The sequence below is a fragment of the Halorussus aquaticus genome, from assembly GCF_024218795.1.
Classification (GTDB): domain Archaea; phylum Halobacteriota; class Halobacteria; order Halobacteriales; family Haladaptataceae; genus Halorussus; species Halorussus aquaticus.
Window position 1 is genome coordinate 3,373,607 of record NZ_CP100400.1, and the last position, 13,990, is coordinate 3,387,596.

A 13,990-nucleotide genomic window follows, 5' to 3' on the forward strand; every position below is an offset into this window, starting at 1 on the left:
ACGTTGATGAAAAGAACCGCAGTTCCCGTTACTTCCGCTCGAACGTGATGGCCGCGCCCTGTCCGAACCCGACGCAGAGCGTCGCGAGTCCCTTGTCGGCGTCGCGCTTCTCCATCTCGTGGACCAGCGTCACGGGCAGGCGCGCGCCGGAGGCACCGAGCGGGTGGCCGAGCGCGATTGCGCCGCCGTTGACGTTGAACTTCTCGTTGTCCACGCCGAGTTCGTCGCGGGAGTAGACCGTCTGGCTGGCGAACGCCTCGTTGAGTTCCACGAGGTCGAACTCCTCGATGGACTCGCCGGTGCGCTCCAGCAGGCCGCGGGTCGCCGGGACCGGGCCGATGCCCATCACGGTGGGGTCTACGCCCGCCACGTTGTTGTCGCCGACGTGAGCCATGATTTCGAGACCGTGTTCCTCGGCGAACGCCTCGCTCGTGACGAGCGTCGCGGACGCGCCGTCCGAAATCTGGGAGGCGTTCCCCGGCGTGACCGTCCCGTCGGACTTGAACACCGTCGGGAGTCCCGAGAGGGTCTCCAAGTCGGTGTCGGGGCGGATGCCCTCGTCGGTCTCCACCAGACCGTCCTCGGTCTCGATGGGGACGATTTCGTCGTCGAACCGGCCCGACTCGGAGGCCTCGGCCGCGCGCTGCTGGCTCTGGAGCGCGTACTCGTCTTGCATCTCGCGGGTGATGCCGTACTCCTCGGCGACCTTCTCGGCGGTCATCCCCATCGAGAGTTCGCCGACGTTGTACATCTCGCCGAGTCGGGGGTGGACGTTCCCGTAGCTCTGGCTCATCGGCACGCGACTCATGTTCTCGACGCCGCCCGCGATGATGGCCTCGCGCTGGCCCGCGCGGATGGCGTCGCTCGCGCTGATGATGGCCTGCATCGAGGAGGCGCACCAGCGGTTGATGGTCGTGGCGGGCACGCTCTCGCCCAACTCCGAGAGGAGCGCGATGACCCGCGCCACGTTGTTGTCCTGTTCCTCGCGCTGCTGGGCACAGCCCCACATCAGGTCGTCGATGTGTTCGCCGTCGAGTCCCGTCTCGTCGAGGATGGTGTCCACGAGCGGCACCGAGAGGTCTTCGCTCCGGGTGTCCGCGTAGACGCCGTCTTCTTTACCCTGCGGCGTTCGGACCGCCTTGGCGATGACTGGAGTGGTGTCGTCTCCCATACTACCCTATGCGGTCTCGATTGTCTTAAAAGACAGTAGAACTCGGCCCGCGTGGTGGGGAGTTTCCCGACGGCTCGTCCGCCCGTCGAGTCTCGATACCGCTCGCACAGGCCGCGCGGACGCGTCGGTCCAGAAACTATTTGTCCGAACCCGCAGCTATAACTGTTCAATGACCCGCTCGGCTCGCGTCGCCCGCAGACCGACCCGCTCCCCTCCCTCGCCGACACATGGCATCGAAAACTGAAACCTCCGCCTCGGCCGCGAACGTCCGCGAAACGCTGACCGGGTACGCCTCCCGGACACAACTCGTCGTGGTCGGGATTACGGCGGTCGCCCTGCTCGCGCGCTTCGTGAATCTCGGCACCCGAGTCGCCCATCAGGACGAGGCTCGGGTCGCGTACTGGGCGTATCGCTTCATGGAGACCGGCGTCTACGAGTACCGACCCATCGTCCACGGCCCGTTCCTGACCATCGTGGACGGCCACCTGTTCGGCCTGTTCGGCGCGTCGGACTTCACCATGCGACTCGTGGTCGCGCTGATAGGCGGTCTGCTCCCCCTGTCGGCGCTGCTGTTCCGCGAGCGCCTCCGCGACTCCGAGACGGTCGCGATGGCGCTCCTGCTCGCGTTCAACCCCATCCTGCTCTACTACTCGCGGTTCTACCGCAACGACGTGCTGCTGGCGGGACTCATGCTGGTCGCGTTCGGCTTCTTCGTCCGGGCGTACGACCACCGGCGACCGGCCTACCTCTACGCCGGAGTCGCCGCCTTCGCGCTGGCGTTCACCACCAAGGAGAACGCGCTGGTCTACCCCGTCACGTGGGCGGGCGCGGCGGTCCTGCTCTGGGACCACCGACTGTTCGCCGAGCGAGCGGGCGACCGCGGCCTGCTCACGGCCGTCTGGGAGCGCGTCCGCCAGACTGCGGTCGGCGTGCTGAACTGGTGGCCCCACTTCACGCTGGTAATCTTCGAGTTCTGTGCCATCGTCGTGTTCTTCTACGCCCCTCGCGGCACCGACCGACTCCCCGGCACCGACGTACCGGGCCTCTACGAGGCGCTCGCGAACCCGACACTGCTCCCGGCCGTCGTCGAGCACGCCACGCTCGGGTCGTGGAACGACTTCGTGGGCCAGTGGGGCGGTGGCAACGAGGGGTCGTACCTCTCGGCGCTCAAACCCCTGCTGTCGGTCCTCGAAGCGGGCGCAATCGTCCTGCTCGCGCTCGCTATCCTCGGCTTCGTCGTGGACCGGTACGTCGGCGAGCGACCCAGCGACGCGGTGTCGTTCACGGCCTACTGGGGGTTCGCCAGCGTGCTCGGTTACCCGGTCATCGTGGACAACCCGTTCCCGTGGGAGACGATTCACATGATAGTGCCGCTGGTCGTCCCGGCCGCGGTCGGTCTCGCGCTGATAGCCCGCCTCGGGTTCGAGAGCGTCTCGGACGGCGACGCGCTCTCGGCGACGGCGGCCGCGCTGATTCTACTGCTCGTCGTCGGGCAGGTCGGTGCGACCGCGGTCAACACGTCCTACCTCGACTCCCAGAGTCCCGACAACGAACTCGTCCAATACGCCCAGTCGTCCAGCGACATGAAACCGGTACTTCAGGAGGTGCGTGACGTCGCCCGGTCCAACGATGGTATCGACGTGATGTACTACGGCGACGACCCGAACTTCGACGGCGACAACTTCTACGCGCCCGACCCGTCGTCCCACGCGGTGCCGCCGGCGGGCGACGGCTGGTTCGCCCGTCTGCCCTTCGCGTGGTACATGGAACTGTACGGCGCGGAGACCGACAGCGTGAGACAGCCCGAACTACTGCAGGGCGACGACAAGCCGCCGGTCGTCATCGCGCTCGGCGACGCCAACTCCTGCTCGAAGACGTACGACAACGCCGAGGACATCGACGAGTACATGGACGGCTACCGCCGCTACGAGGTCCAGCGCTACCTCCACGACAGCGGATGCGTCATCAGCAGCACGGTCATCTACGTGAACGAGAACGCGACGCGGGAGTGACCGTCCGTCGTCCGGCGGAGCGTAACTGCTGTCTCGGCGGCGCGTAACCGCCCTCGTTACAACTCCGGAATTTCAGGCGGTACACTTGCGACCGGGGAGCCACCTCGCCGTCACGGGGCTTCGACGCGCTTAAGCACCTTTAGCGTCAAACCTCCGGGGAATGAGCGACGCGGCACTGGACGTCGTCGAATTCCTGCTCACCGCGAGCCTCTACAACGACAACCGAGAGCTAGACGAGAACGACCTTCCCCCGCGCTACCGGCAGGTCTTCTGGCCCGACGGCGCGCCAGAATCGACCGACCGTGACAGACCCGGAAGTGACAACTCCCCGCTCGGCATCGAGCGCCCGATTCGGCCCACCATCGAGACGGCACGTCGGGCGACCGGAGTCGAGAACCCGTGGAGCGCGATTTCGGGCCTGATGTTCAGCGACCGCGACGAGTTCTCCGGGTCGCTCGAACTCACGCAACCCGACATGGCCGAGGAGTGGTTCCTCGACCGGGGCGAAGAACGCATCCTCCACAATCCGGTTCTGGCCTCCGCCTTCGAGGGCGAGGTGGACGGGGCGGACTACGAGGCGGCCCGCGACGCCAACCGGCCGGTGCAGGCCGACCGCGCGTGGATTGACGGTCTCCTCTCGCAGTACTTCGCCGACGAGGAGGAAGAGGAGATGCTCGACCTCGTGGACATCCGAGCGCCCGAGGAGATAGAGACCACGCTGGACGACCTCGTGCTGACCGAGGACCAGGAGTCCGAGATTCACAAGATAGTGAAGGCAATCGAACACCGCGAGTACCTCGCGCAGATCGGCCTCCGCGAAATCGGGAAACTCCTGTTCGTCGGACCGCCCGGAACCGGGAAGACCTCGACCGCGCGGGCGCTGGCCTACGACCTCGACCTCCCGTTCGTCGAGGTCAAACTCTCGATGATAACGAGCCAGTACCTCGGCGAGACAGCCAAGAACGTCGAGAAGGTGTTCGAGGTGGCCAAGCGCCTCTCGCCCTGTATCCTCTTCATGGACGAGTTCGACTTCGTGGCCAAGACCCGCGCGAGCGACGAGCACGCCGCCATCAAGCGCGCGGTCAACACCTTGCTGAAGTCCATCGACAACATCAGCCTGATTCAGGACGACGTGCTCCTCATCGGCGCGACCAACCACCCAGACCAACTCGACGCCGCGGCGTGGCGGCGCTTCGACGAGATCGTCAACTTCCCCAAACCCGACGTGGGGATGCGCTCGGACATCCTGCGACTCATCACCCGGCCGATGGACATCGTGGACTTCGACCCCGACGAACTCGCCGAGGAGACCGAGGGCCTGACCGGCAGCGACCTCAGGATGGTCCTCCGCGAGGCGGTGCTGGACGCCCTGACCGAGGAGCGGACCGCGCTCACGCAGGAGGACTTCGTGGACGCCATCAAGGACTTCGAGGAGCGGGACAACCTCAAGGACCTCGACATGATAGAGGGCGACCACGACGCGTTAGTTGCCGGGGGCGACATCTCCGGGTCCGGCGGTGCGAGCGCGGACGGCGGGCACAGCCACGACCACTGAGGCGGTCCTCCCTTCGTAGCGCTGTGATGTCCGACTGTTTTGGAACTCAACGACAGTTCTGACCCGGCGTGTACTGGCGTCCTCGGGGAGCGAAGCGACCGAGGGTTCGGAAGACGCGATTTGTCTTCCGGCGCGGCCACGTACGGGCCGCGCCCACTCGCGCGAGGTGACGCAGACGACCGGTGTCGGCTTCCGATATCGGACCCTCGTTCTCCGATCCCCATCCCGGAGAACTTTGTACCCCAAGCGACTACCTCCGGCAAATGCAGGTCACCCTCCTCGGCACCGGCGACACGACCGGCACCCCCACGCCGGACTGCGACTGCGACACCTGTGAGGAGGCCCGAGAGCCGGGCGACGCCACGCGTCGCCGACTGCGCGAGCGCGGCATCGACGCGAGCAGCGGCGTCGAGCGCTCGCGGTTCTCGGTCCACGTCCGCAACGAATGCACCGGCGAGGCCCTGCTGATAGACCTCAGCCCCGACTTCCGCCACCAGTTCCTGACTCACGACGTGGGTCTGCCCGACGAGGCCATCGTCACCCACATCCACTTCGACCATCTCGACGGACTGGGTAACGCCTACCGACTGTTCGACGACCTGCCGGTCTACGCCGCGAACGAGGTGGACCCCGTCACCGACGAGAGCGTCGCCGATACGATTCGGCGCAAGTACGACTACCTCGACAGGGTGACGGTCCGGGACCGGACGCCGCTCGAACCCTTCGAGACTTGCGGGTTCGAGGTGACGCTGGTCCCCGTCGAACACCCGCCGATGCTCTGCTACGGCGTCGTCGTCGAGGACCCCGAGACCGGCGCGAAACTCGCCCTGACGGGCGACACCAACTACGCGGTTCCCGACGAGAGTCGCGCGGTGCTGGCCGACGCCGACCTGCTGCTGGCCGACGCCATCGTCCCCGCGCACCTCTGTGAACACCACCCGATGGGCGGCGACCACCACGGCCCGGACGGCGTCCCCCGGACGTTCGGCACCAAGCACATGACCCGCGAGGGGGCGCTGGCGCTGGCCGACGAACTCGACGCGGCCGAGACCCGACTCGTCCACCTCGCCCACTACTACCCCGTCGAGGAGGCCTTCGAGGAACCGCTGGCTATCGACGGCGAACAGTACCACCTCTGAGAAGGGTCGGCGGTCGGCCTACCGGCGCCGAGCGACTCCGAGTCCGACGACCAGCACCGCGAGCGCCGCGAGCGCCGCGAGGGGGCCGAAGCCGGGAACCCCGGCCGACTCGGTGTCGGTGGTCTCGTTCGCGTCGTCGCCCTCTCCGGCGTCGGTTCTCTCGTCGTCCATCGCGCCCTCGGAGGTCCGTTCGTCGGTCGATTGCCCGTCCGTCGTTTGTCCGTCCGTCGGTTGGCCAGTCGGACCCTGTCCGTCGGCCAGTCCGCTGATATTCTGGAGCACGTCGTGGCACCGACTCAGTGCCGTCGCGTTCGCGTGGCGGTCGGTGTCGCCGTGAAGCTCGACGGTCCCGGTCGCGTTCAGGTCGGTCATGGTCGGACCGCCGTGTTCCCCGGCGGGGAGTCGGACGGCGTCGTAGACCAGCCACGGGGCGTACGCCTCCCAGACGACTTCGCCCTCGGGGGTCACTTCCAGCACCCGGTGGTTCGCCGAGTCGGTGACGAGGGTGTTGCCGCTCGGCAGGCGGTCGGCGTCGCGGGGCCACGAGAGGTTCCCGGTGAGCGTCCACGTCCGGTTCCACCCCTCCCCGTTCGTCAGGTCGCCGTCGGGATTCGCGTACTCCACGATGCGGTCGTTCTCGCTGTCGCCGACCAGCAGCGTCGGCGTCCCGTTCTCGCTCTCCAAGTAGTCGGGGTTGTGCTGTTCCGACAGGATGTTCTTCTTCCCGTCCTCGCCGAGTTTCATCACGATTTCGTTCGTCGAGCGGTTCACCACGATGGCCTGGTCGAAGTTCCGCGGTGAGGCGAGGTAGAGACCGTCACCGATCTTGTCCACGTCGTTGACGTGGGTCCAGTCGTCGGTGTAGTTCTCTTCGAGGGTCTCGGGGTCGTAGTGGTCGTCGAAGCGCCACTCCCACGTTATCTCCTCGGTCGTGCGGTTGTAGACGAAGAGGCGGTCGTCGTTCCGCTGGGCCGACGCGTTGTAGTTGCGCATGTTGGCGACCAGTATCTCGGTCCCGTTGTTGATGAGGTCGGCGTCGTGGGTGTCGGCCACGTCGAAGGTCTTCGACCAGACGCGCTCCTGCGTTCGCGGGTCGAACTCGTAGACGAGCGTCCGGTGGCCCTTCACGGTGGCGGTGACGAAGAGGTTCCCGTTGTCCATCTTGTCCACGTCGTACCCCCACGCCACGTCGTACTTCTGGGCGCTCTGGTGGACCCACTCGATTTCGCCGCTCGGCCCGACGCCGACGAGTTTCGCCGGGCGTTTGCCGCCGTTCTTCCCGAACCGGAACCCCTGAACGCTGATGACCGTCGTCCCGTTCGCAGGGGAGTCGATGGTCCCCGCGCAGGGACTGGGGGCCCCCTGCGACGCGACGGAGCGCGAGTCGGTGGTCGGCGTGGCGACGACCGGTGCGACCATCGAGAGGCTACACAACACGGCTAACGCGACGGCGAGCGGCCGCCGGGAGGTCGTTCGCATGAGTTCTCGTATCGACGTTGGTCGGTTTTTAGCTACTGGTTAGGGCGCGATTACTCGCCCGGAAATATCTGCGTTTCGACGTGAATACTTTGTGTTTTCGCGGAGTACTCCGGGCCATGCTCAGCGTTCTCCGCCGACGCCTCGCCGAGGCCGACTTCTGGGACCGCCACGCCAACCCCGCCAGCGGGTGGTCCCGCGTGCCGACCGGTCCGCTGCTGGTCTACGCCATCTACGCTCGGAACTGGCGGCTCCTCGCCGCGACGGTGGCGTTCGTCGCCGTCAACCCCGTCCTCTTCCCGGAACCCGACCCCGACGCCGACGAGGGCTGGATGACGAAGGGCGTCAGGGGCGAGCGGTTGTGGGTGCGGGGCGCGGACGCGGGACGGGCAAACCTGCTGAACGTCGCCAACGCGCCGGTGTTCCTCTACGCGCTCTACTCGGCGGTCCGGCGACGCCCCGGCCGGACCGGCCTGTTCACGGCGCTGACGATGGCGCTGAAACTGGCGTTCGTGGACCGAATGGCGAAACTCTACGAGCGCGAGAGCGGCCGCGACGAGTGTCGAGAGTCCGCGGGGGAGCGAGCGTGACCCTTCCGGAGGCGCTCGACGCCGAAAGCGGCCTGACCTGCGTGGTCGGCGCGGGCGGGAAGAAGACGACGCTCTACGCGCTCGCCGACCGACTCGACCGCGCCGTCGTCACCGCGACGGTTCGCATCCCCATCTTCGACGCGGCGGTGGCGGAGGTGGTCGTGACCGGCGACCCGGTGGCGGCGCTCCGCGCGGCCGACGCCCCCGTCCGCTTCCCGCTCGGTCTCGTGCCCGAGCGCGAGCGCGAGGACCGTTACCGCGGCTACGACCCCGAGACCGTGAGTGACCTCGCCGATGCCCACGACGGGCCGGTCCTCGCGAAGGCCGACGGCGCGCGGACGCGCTGGCTGAAGGCCCCGAACGAGCGCGAACCCCGGATTCCCGCTGGGGCCGACACGGTGATTCCCATCGCCAGCGCCCGCGTCGTCGGCGAGTCGCTCACCGAGGACCGGGTCCACCGGCCCGAGCGCGTGGCCGCCGTCGCGGACCGCGAAGTCGGCGACGAGGTTCGACCCGAGGACGTGGCGGCGGTCCTCGCCAGCGACGACGGCGGTCTGAAGGGCGTTCCGGAGGGCGCGACCGCAATTCCGGTCGTCAACATGGTCGATTCGCCGGAACTGGAGCGAACCGGCCGCCAAATCGCCGAGGGCGTCCTCGAACGCGCCCCCGACGCCGTGACCCGGGTCGTGCTGACCCGGATGGTCGCCGACGACCCCGTGGTCGCCGTGGTGGAGTAAGTGCAGGGGTACTGGTGGAGTGAGTGACGCGGAACTGGTGGAGTCCGTGAAGCAGAACTGGTGGAGTCCGTGAAGCAGAGCTAGCTTCAGGCTTGAGCGACGGAGTCACCGCAACCGCACGGCACCGCGGCGGCCTCACACCTCCCCAACCTCCTCACGCCCTCGCTACGCTCGGTCGTTCGTCCCTCGCGCATCGGCGCAACACGAGGTTGCGCCAGCGCGCCGAGAGGGACGTTAAACGTTCGAGAAACGCGTTTCTCACGCCACGAGTACCGCTCCACCGACCGGTAACGTCGCGTCCGTCGAACGGCGACTTCGGTTCTCTACTCACCCACTCCTCGGACTCAAATAGCTCACTCCCGCAGACGCTCCTCGGCGGCCTCGAACTCCTCGCGGGTGTTGACGTTCTCGAAACTGTCGGCGTCGAACCGGTCCAACTCCTCGCCCTCCACCACCGCGTAGTCCAACTCGAACAGCGGTTCGATTATCTTGCTCTCGCCCGCCGCCAGCGCGGCGTCGCAGGCGTCGGCCATCGGTCTCGCCCGGTAGACGGCGTGGATGGTCTCGAACCAGTCGGTGGGCCGCGGGACCGCGGCGTCGCGGGACCGCCTCGGGTCGCTCGGGGACTCTCGCTCGTCGGCGTCGCGTCCGCGAGCGCGCTCGAAGAGATACGCCACGAGGTCCGGGTCCAGAAACGGCATGTCGCAGGCCGCGACGAAGGCGTACCGCGAGTCGGTGGTCTCGACCTCTCGCAGACCGGTCCGAATCCCGGCCATCGGTCCCTCGTCGGGGTCGGGGTCGATGGCGAACCGGACCGGGCGGTCGTAGCCGTCCAGCGCCGCGGCGATGGCCCCGCGCTGGTCTGCCCTGCAGTTGACGACGAGTACGTCCACGACGGGCGCGAGACGGTCGGCGACCCGGCGAATCATGGGCACCCCCGCGAGGTCGGCGACCGCCTTGTCCCCCTCGCCGAACCGCGTCGAGCGACCCCCCGCGAGGACGACTCCGGCGGGCATACCGCGCGATTCGGCCGCCAGCGTGAAATAGGTCGCGGCGACCCTCCGGTTCCGTCGGAACGCCGTCGGCGACTACTCGCTGCGAATCTGGGCGACCCGCGACTCGCCGGAGGCGGCGTCGATGTGGACGTTGAACGTGTCGCCGTCCGCGGTGACGGCCCGGACGAGCCACGTGTTGCTCTCGCGGTAGGGTTCCTCGGGCACGTCGGCGACCTCGTGGCCCTCGTCGGCGAGGACCTGTCTCGCGCGCTCGATTGCGGTCTCGTCGTCGCGGACCGCCCGGCGCTGGCGCGCGAGATTGACCGTCAGAACCGGCACTTCGCTGGTCCGGACGACCTGCTCGGTGACGCTCCCGAGGACGTACCGGTCCACGCCAGAGCGCCCGTGCGTTCCCATCACGACCATCTCGGCGTCCTGCTCGTCGGCGTACTCCACGATGGTCTCGGCCGGGGTCCCCTCCTCGATGGCGGTGACGACCTCGACGCCGCGGTCCTCTGCGGCCGCCTCGATGCTGGCGAGGGCCGCCTCGCCCTCGGACTCGCGGGCCGCCCGCGTCTCCTCGCGGCCTGCCTCCGATGGCTGGTAGTCCAGCGCCTTCTCGTCCACGACGTAGAGGGCGTGGACCGTCGCGTCGCAGAGTTCGGCCACGTTCAGCGCGTGCGTGGCGACCGGCGACTGCTCGCTCCCGTCGGTCGGGACCAGAATGCGGTCGTACATACGCGACGCTACGACGGTGAGACTGAAAAACGCTCCCGGTCTCTCACCCGAACTGTTACCACGGAGCAGGGCGTAACCCTGTCGAGATGGGTGGGGGTTACGAACCGCCGAGCCGACTCCTCCGGGTGGACCTGACCGCCGGACGCGTCGAGAGCGAACCGGTCCCGGAGACGTGGCTGGAGCGCTACCTCGGCGGCAAGGGACTGGCGGCCCGATATCTGTACGACGAACTCGACGCCGGCACCGACCCGCTCGGACCGGAGAACGTCCTGCTGTTCGCGCTCGGCCCGCTCTCGGGGCTGACGCCCGGCGAGCAGCGATACGCCGCGGTCACCAAGTCGCCGCTGACGGGCGGCTTCCTCGACTCCTACGCTGGCGGGGCGTTCCCCGCGGCGCTCGCCGGTGCGCTCGCGGGCGAGCGAGACAATCGGAACGACGAATCGACCGAGGAGCGCCGCGGTCACGTCGCGCTCCTCGTCGAGGGCGCGGCCGACGACCCGACCGTCCTCCGAATTCGGCGGGCCGACGCGGGAGTCGAGTCGGAGACGACGCCAGAGTCCTCTCAGCCGCTCGAATCGTCACAGCCCCTCGAATCCGCGACGACGCTCGAACCGGCGGGCGACCTGTGGGGCGCGGACGCCGCCGCGACCTGCGAGGCCTTCGACGCCCCGGTCGCCTGCGTCGGTCCCGCGGGCGAGCGCGAGGTCCGGTACGCCACCGTCGCCTCCGACGGCGGCGACCATCAGGCGGGCCGGGGCGGTGCCGGGGCCGTGATGGGGTCGAAGAACCTGAAGGCGGTCGTGGCCGAGAGCGCCCCGCTCGACCCGCCCGAGCGCCTCGCGGCCCTCCGAGACGACTACGAGGCCCGGTTCGCCGACGACGACACCGGCCGGTGGCAGGCCGCGAGCGAGACGGTCGAGACCGTGGACTTCGCCGACGCGGTCGGCGTCCTCCCGACCAGAGGCTGGCAGGACGGCGCGTTCGACGGCGCGGACGCGGTCGGCATCGAGGCGGTCCGGCGGGCCGCGGTCGCACGGGAGCGCGAGGGGGCGATTCCCGGCGGGTTCCGCGTGACGACCGAGACCGGCGCGGGGACGGACGTGAATGCGAGCGACGACGGCGAGACCCGCGAGACCGTCCCCCGGGGCGCGACCGCCATCTCGCTCGGGTCGGGACTCGCCATCGACGACTTCGACGCGGTGGCCGCGCTCGGGGCGACCTGCGACCGCCTCGGCGTCGACGTCATCAGCGCGGGCAACGCCGTCGCGTGGGCCATTCGGGCGAGCGAGGAGGGCGTCCTCGACCGAGACCTCTCGTTCGGCGACGAGGCGGCGGCCCGCGACCTGCTCGGGGAAATCGCCCGCCGCGAGACGGAACTGGGCGACCTGCTGGCGCGGGGCGTGGACGCCGCGGCCGAGCGCTACGGCGGCGGCGGCCTCGTGCCGACGGTGAAGGCGATGGAACTGCCGACCTACGACCCCCGCGGGTCCGCGTCGATGGCGCTGGCCTACGCCACCAGCGACCGCGGGGCCTGCCACCGCCGCGCCCGGCCGGTGGTCGAGGAGGTGTTCGCCACCGAGTCGTGGAGTCGCGAGCGCCGGGCCGAGACCGTCGCGGCCGAACAGGACGCCCGGTCGGTGCTCTGGAGCCTCGTCGTGGACGACTTCGCGGGCGAGACCTTCGAGGACCTCGGCGCGGAGTGGCTCTCGGCGGTCGGACTCGACTACTCGCCCGAGCGACTCCGGACCGCGGGCGAGCGAATCTGGACGCTCACGCGGCTGTTCAACGTCCGCGAGGGGTTCGACCGGGCCGACGACGAACTGCCCGAGAAGCTGACCGAACCGCTGGCGGGCGGCCCGCAGGCGGGCGAGGCCCTCGACCGCGAGGCGTTCGCGGACCTGCTGTCGGCGTACTACGACCGCCGCGGGTGGGACGAGCGCGGGCGACCGACCCGCGACCTGCTGGCGCGACTCGACCTACTGGACGCGGTGGACGACGAGACGCCGGTCGGGTGATGGCTCACCTGAAAACGACTACCCGAACCTGTCGAGTCCCGACTGCCGCCGGGCCTTCTGCTCCGGTTCCGCGACCCACGGCGTCCGGTCGTCGCGCGCCGCCGCCGCGTCCACCTCGGGCGGGTCCTCGGGGTCGTGGCCCGGGCAGTCGGGGCCGCAGTTCGCCGGGTTGACGACTCGCTCCTTCCAGCGGCAGTAGGGCAAGCCGTCGCTCCCCTCGCGCTCGGCGGCTTCGACTTCGGCGCACGCCGGGAACTCGTCCGGTCGCCACCCCTTGCCGTAGGCGCGTTCGGCCGTCCGCCTGCGCCGCCGGGCCTTCTCGTCGGCCGAGACCATCGCCACGTCCGTCCGGAGCGGGCGTTCGTCGAGCAGTTCGACGCCCCAGTCCTCGGCGGGGAGCGGGTCGGCCTCCCGGACCACCTCGCGGTCGCCCGTCTCGGGGTCGAACCGCCAGACGCCGACCGCCTCGGGAATCCGATTGAGGTGCGCGCCGGTGACGTAGCTCTCGGTGGCGAGGACGACCTCGTCCACGAGGGCGAGGGCGGCGTCCTTCCGGAGTTGGAGTCGCAGGTCGCCGGGGTCGCCGAGGTCCGGCTTGTTTTCGACGGCGACCAGTCGCCCGAACCAGTCGTCGGGGTAGCGCGCGACCTGCCGGACGCCACCGCCGACCGCGCGCTCGAAGAACCCGATTTCGACTGCTCGCTCCGCGATGCGGCGGGCGCGCTCGGGCGGCGCGTCGATGGCCTTCACGGGGTCACGCGCCCGTCCGACGCCCACGTCGCTCTCGATGGCCGCGTGGGGGACGGTCTCCGGCGTCAGATTCGCCCGGTCCTCGAACCCCGGCCCGGGTTCGACGCAGACCACGTCGAGGACGCGGTTGGCTGGCTCGCGGACGCCGCCGCCGAGTTGGCGGGCGACGACGGTCTCCTCGCGGGCTTCGAGGTGGGCACACAGCGCCAACTCGAAGGGGTACTCTCGCACGACTCCCACTCGGTGTGCCGGAACGAAAAGCCTCCCCATCGTGACCCAGTGCGACCTCTAAAACTCGTCTGCGATAGCCCCAAGTTTCCTTCCGAGACACCTGCGGGGCCGACTCTGGACACGAAAAAGAACCGTCGCTAGTCGTCCGCGGGAATCGGCTCTCCCTCGCGCTCGCTCTCCTCGGCTTCCTCCTCCTCGCTGTCGGTCACCGCGTCGTCGGACGCGTCGCTCTCGGGCGCTTCCGGAGTCGGCGTCTCCGGTTCGGTGTCTGCGGCCGGGCGTTCGGTTTCGACCGTTGGCCCTTCGGTTTCGACCGCCGGACGCTCCGGTCGGTCGGCGGTGTCGCCCTCGTCGCTCGCGAGGAACGCGGCGAGTCGTTCCTTGGCGCGCACGGTCCACGCGGTTCCGTCGCGTTCGCGCTCGTCCTCGGGTTCGCTGACTCTACTGGACGTTCGTGACCAGTCGCCTCGCCTGTGACACATGGTACTACCCCACACGGAATCGCGGTCGCGAGCGAGTTAACGATTTTCGACGCGCGGCGATACGTCGGTGGCGAAAGAAGACGCAGTACGGTGAGTCTA

12 protein-coding genes are annotated in these 13,990 nt (G+C 69.0%); 6 read left to right on the forward strand and 6 right to left on the reverse strand.

Going from position 1 to position 13,990, the window contains the following annotated elements; translation table 11 throughout:
* Positions 1-28: 28 nt before the first annotated feature.
* A complete protein-coding gene (locus NGM06_RS17370) occupies positions 29-1,171 on the reverse strand; it encodes a thiolase family protein (protein ID WP_254268169.1) in 1,143 nt (380 codons plus the stop codon).
* Between the two features lie 227 nt (positions 1,172-1,398).
* On the opposite strand from NGM06_RS17370, the gene NGM06_RS17375 reads away from it, so the two are divergent.
* From NGM06_RS17375 to NGM06_RS17385, 3 genes are all read left to right on the forward strand, one after another.
* A complete protein-coding gene (locus NGM06_RS17375) occupies positions 1,399-3,183 on the forward strand; it encodes a flippase activity-associated protein Agl23 (protein ID WP_254268170.1) in 1,785 nt (594 codons plus the stop codon).
* A 160-nt stretch (positions 3,184-3,343) separates the two neighbouring features.
* Positions 3,344-4,738 (forward strand): ATP-binding protein, encoded by a 1,395-nt coding sequence (locus NGM06_RS17380; protein ID WP_254268171.1) that lies wholly within the window; start codon positions 3,344-3,346, stop codon positions 4,736-4,738.
* 263 nt (positions 4,739-5,001) lie between these two features.
* Entirely contained in the window at positions 5,002-5,877 is an 876-nt protein-coding gene (locus NGM06_RS17385; RefSeq protein ID WP_254268172.1) for an MBL fold metallo-hydrolase, read from the forward strand.
* Between the two features lie 18 nt (positions 5,878-5,895).
* Here NGM06_RS17385 and NGM06_RS17390 read toward each other — a convergent pair whose 3' ends face one another.
* On the reverse strand, positions 5,896-7,356 hold the full coding sequence (locus NGM06_RS17390; RefSeq protein ID WP_254268173.1) for an arylsulfotransferase family protein: 1,461 nt from the start codon (positions 7,354-7,356) through the stop codon (positions 5,896-5,898).
* Positions 7,357-7,472: 116 nt separating this feature from the next.
* Here NGM06_RS17390 and NGM06_RS17395 point away from each other — a divergent pair, with 116 nt between their 5' ends.
* Both NGM06_RS17395 and yqeC read left to right on the forward strand, forming a co-directional pair.
* A complete protein-coding gene (locus NGM06_RS17395; RefSeq protein WP_254268174.1) occupies positions 7,473-7,943 on the forward strand; it encodes a DUF6653 family protein in 471 nt (156 codons plus the stop codon).
* Complete coding sequence (gene yqeC, locus NGM06_RS17400) at positions 7,940-8,680, forward strand: selenium cofactor biosynthesis protein YqeC (RefSeq protein ID WP_254268175.1); 741 nt, start codon at positions 7,940-7,942, stop codon at positions 8,678-8,680. Before NGM06_RS17395 ends, yqeC begins: the two co-directional genes overlap by 4 nt.
* A 353-nt stretch (positions 8,681-9,033) precedes the next feature.
* On the opposite strand, the gene NGM06_RS17405 is transcribed toward yqeC, so the two are convergent.
* Both NGM06_RS17405 and NGM06_RS17410 read right to left on the reverse strand, forming a co-directional pair.
* Complete coding sequence (locus NGM06_RS17405) at positions 9,034-9,696, reverse strand: molybdenum cofactor guanylyltransferase (protein ID WP_254268176.1); 663 nt, start codon at positions 9,694-9,696, stop codon at positions 9,034-9,036.
* 72 nt (positions 9,697-9,768) lie between these two features.
* The gene (locus tag NGM06_RS17410) at positions 9,769-10,413 is read right to left on the reverse strand and encodes a universal stress protein (RefSeq protein WP_254268177.1); all 645 of its coding nucleotides are present in this window, start codon (positions 10,411-10,413) and stop codon (positions 9,769-9,771) included.
* A gap of 86 nt (positions 10,414-10,499) precedes the next feature.
* Here NGM06_RS17410 and NGM06_RS17415 point away from each other — a divergent pair, with 86 nt between their 5' ends.
* Positions 10,500-12,428 (forward strand): aldehyde ferredoxin oxidoreductase family protein, encoded by a 1,929-nt coding sequence (locus NGM06_RS17415; protein ID WP_254268178.1) that lies wholly within the window; start codon positions 10,500-10,502, stop codon positions 12,426-12,428.
* A gap of 18 nt (positions 12,429-12,446) precedes the next feature.
* Here NGM06_RS17415 and NGM06_RS17420 read toward each other — a convergent pair whose 3' ends face one another.
* Together NGM06_RS17420 and NGM06_RS17425 are read right to left on the reverse strand one after the other, a co-directional pair.
* Positions 12,447-13,409: a DUF5787 family protein gene (locus NGM06_RS17420; protein WP_254268179.1), complete on the reverse strand. Its 963-nt coding sequence runs from the start codon at positions 13,407-13,409 to the stop codon at positions 12,447-12,449.
* 137 nt (positions 13,410-13,546) lie between these two features.
* Complete coding sequence (locus tag NGM06_RS17425) at positions 13,547-13,891, reverse strand: hypothetical protein (RefSeq protein ID WP_254268180.1); 345 nt, start codon at positions 13,889-13,891, stop codon at positions 13,547-13,549.
* Between the last annotated feature and the right edge of the window lie 99 nt (positions 13,892-13,990).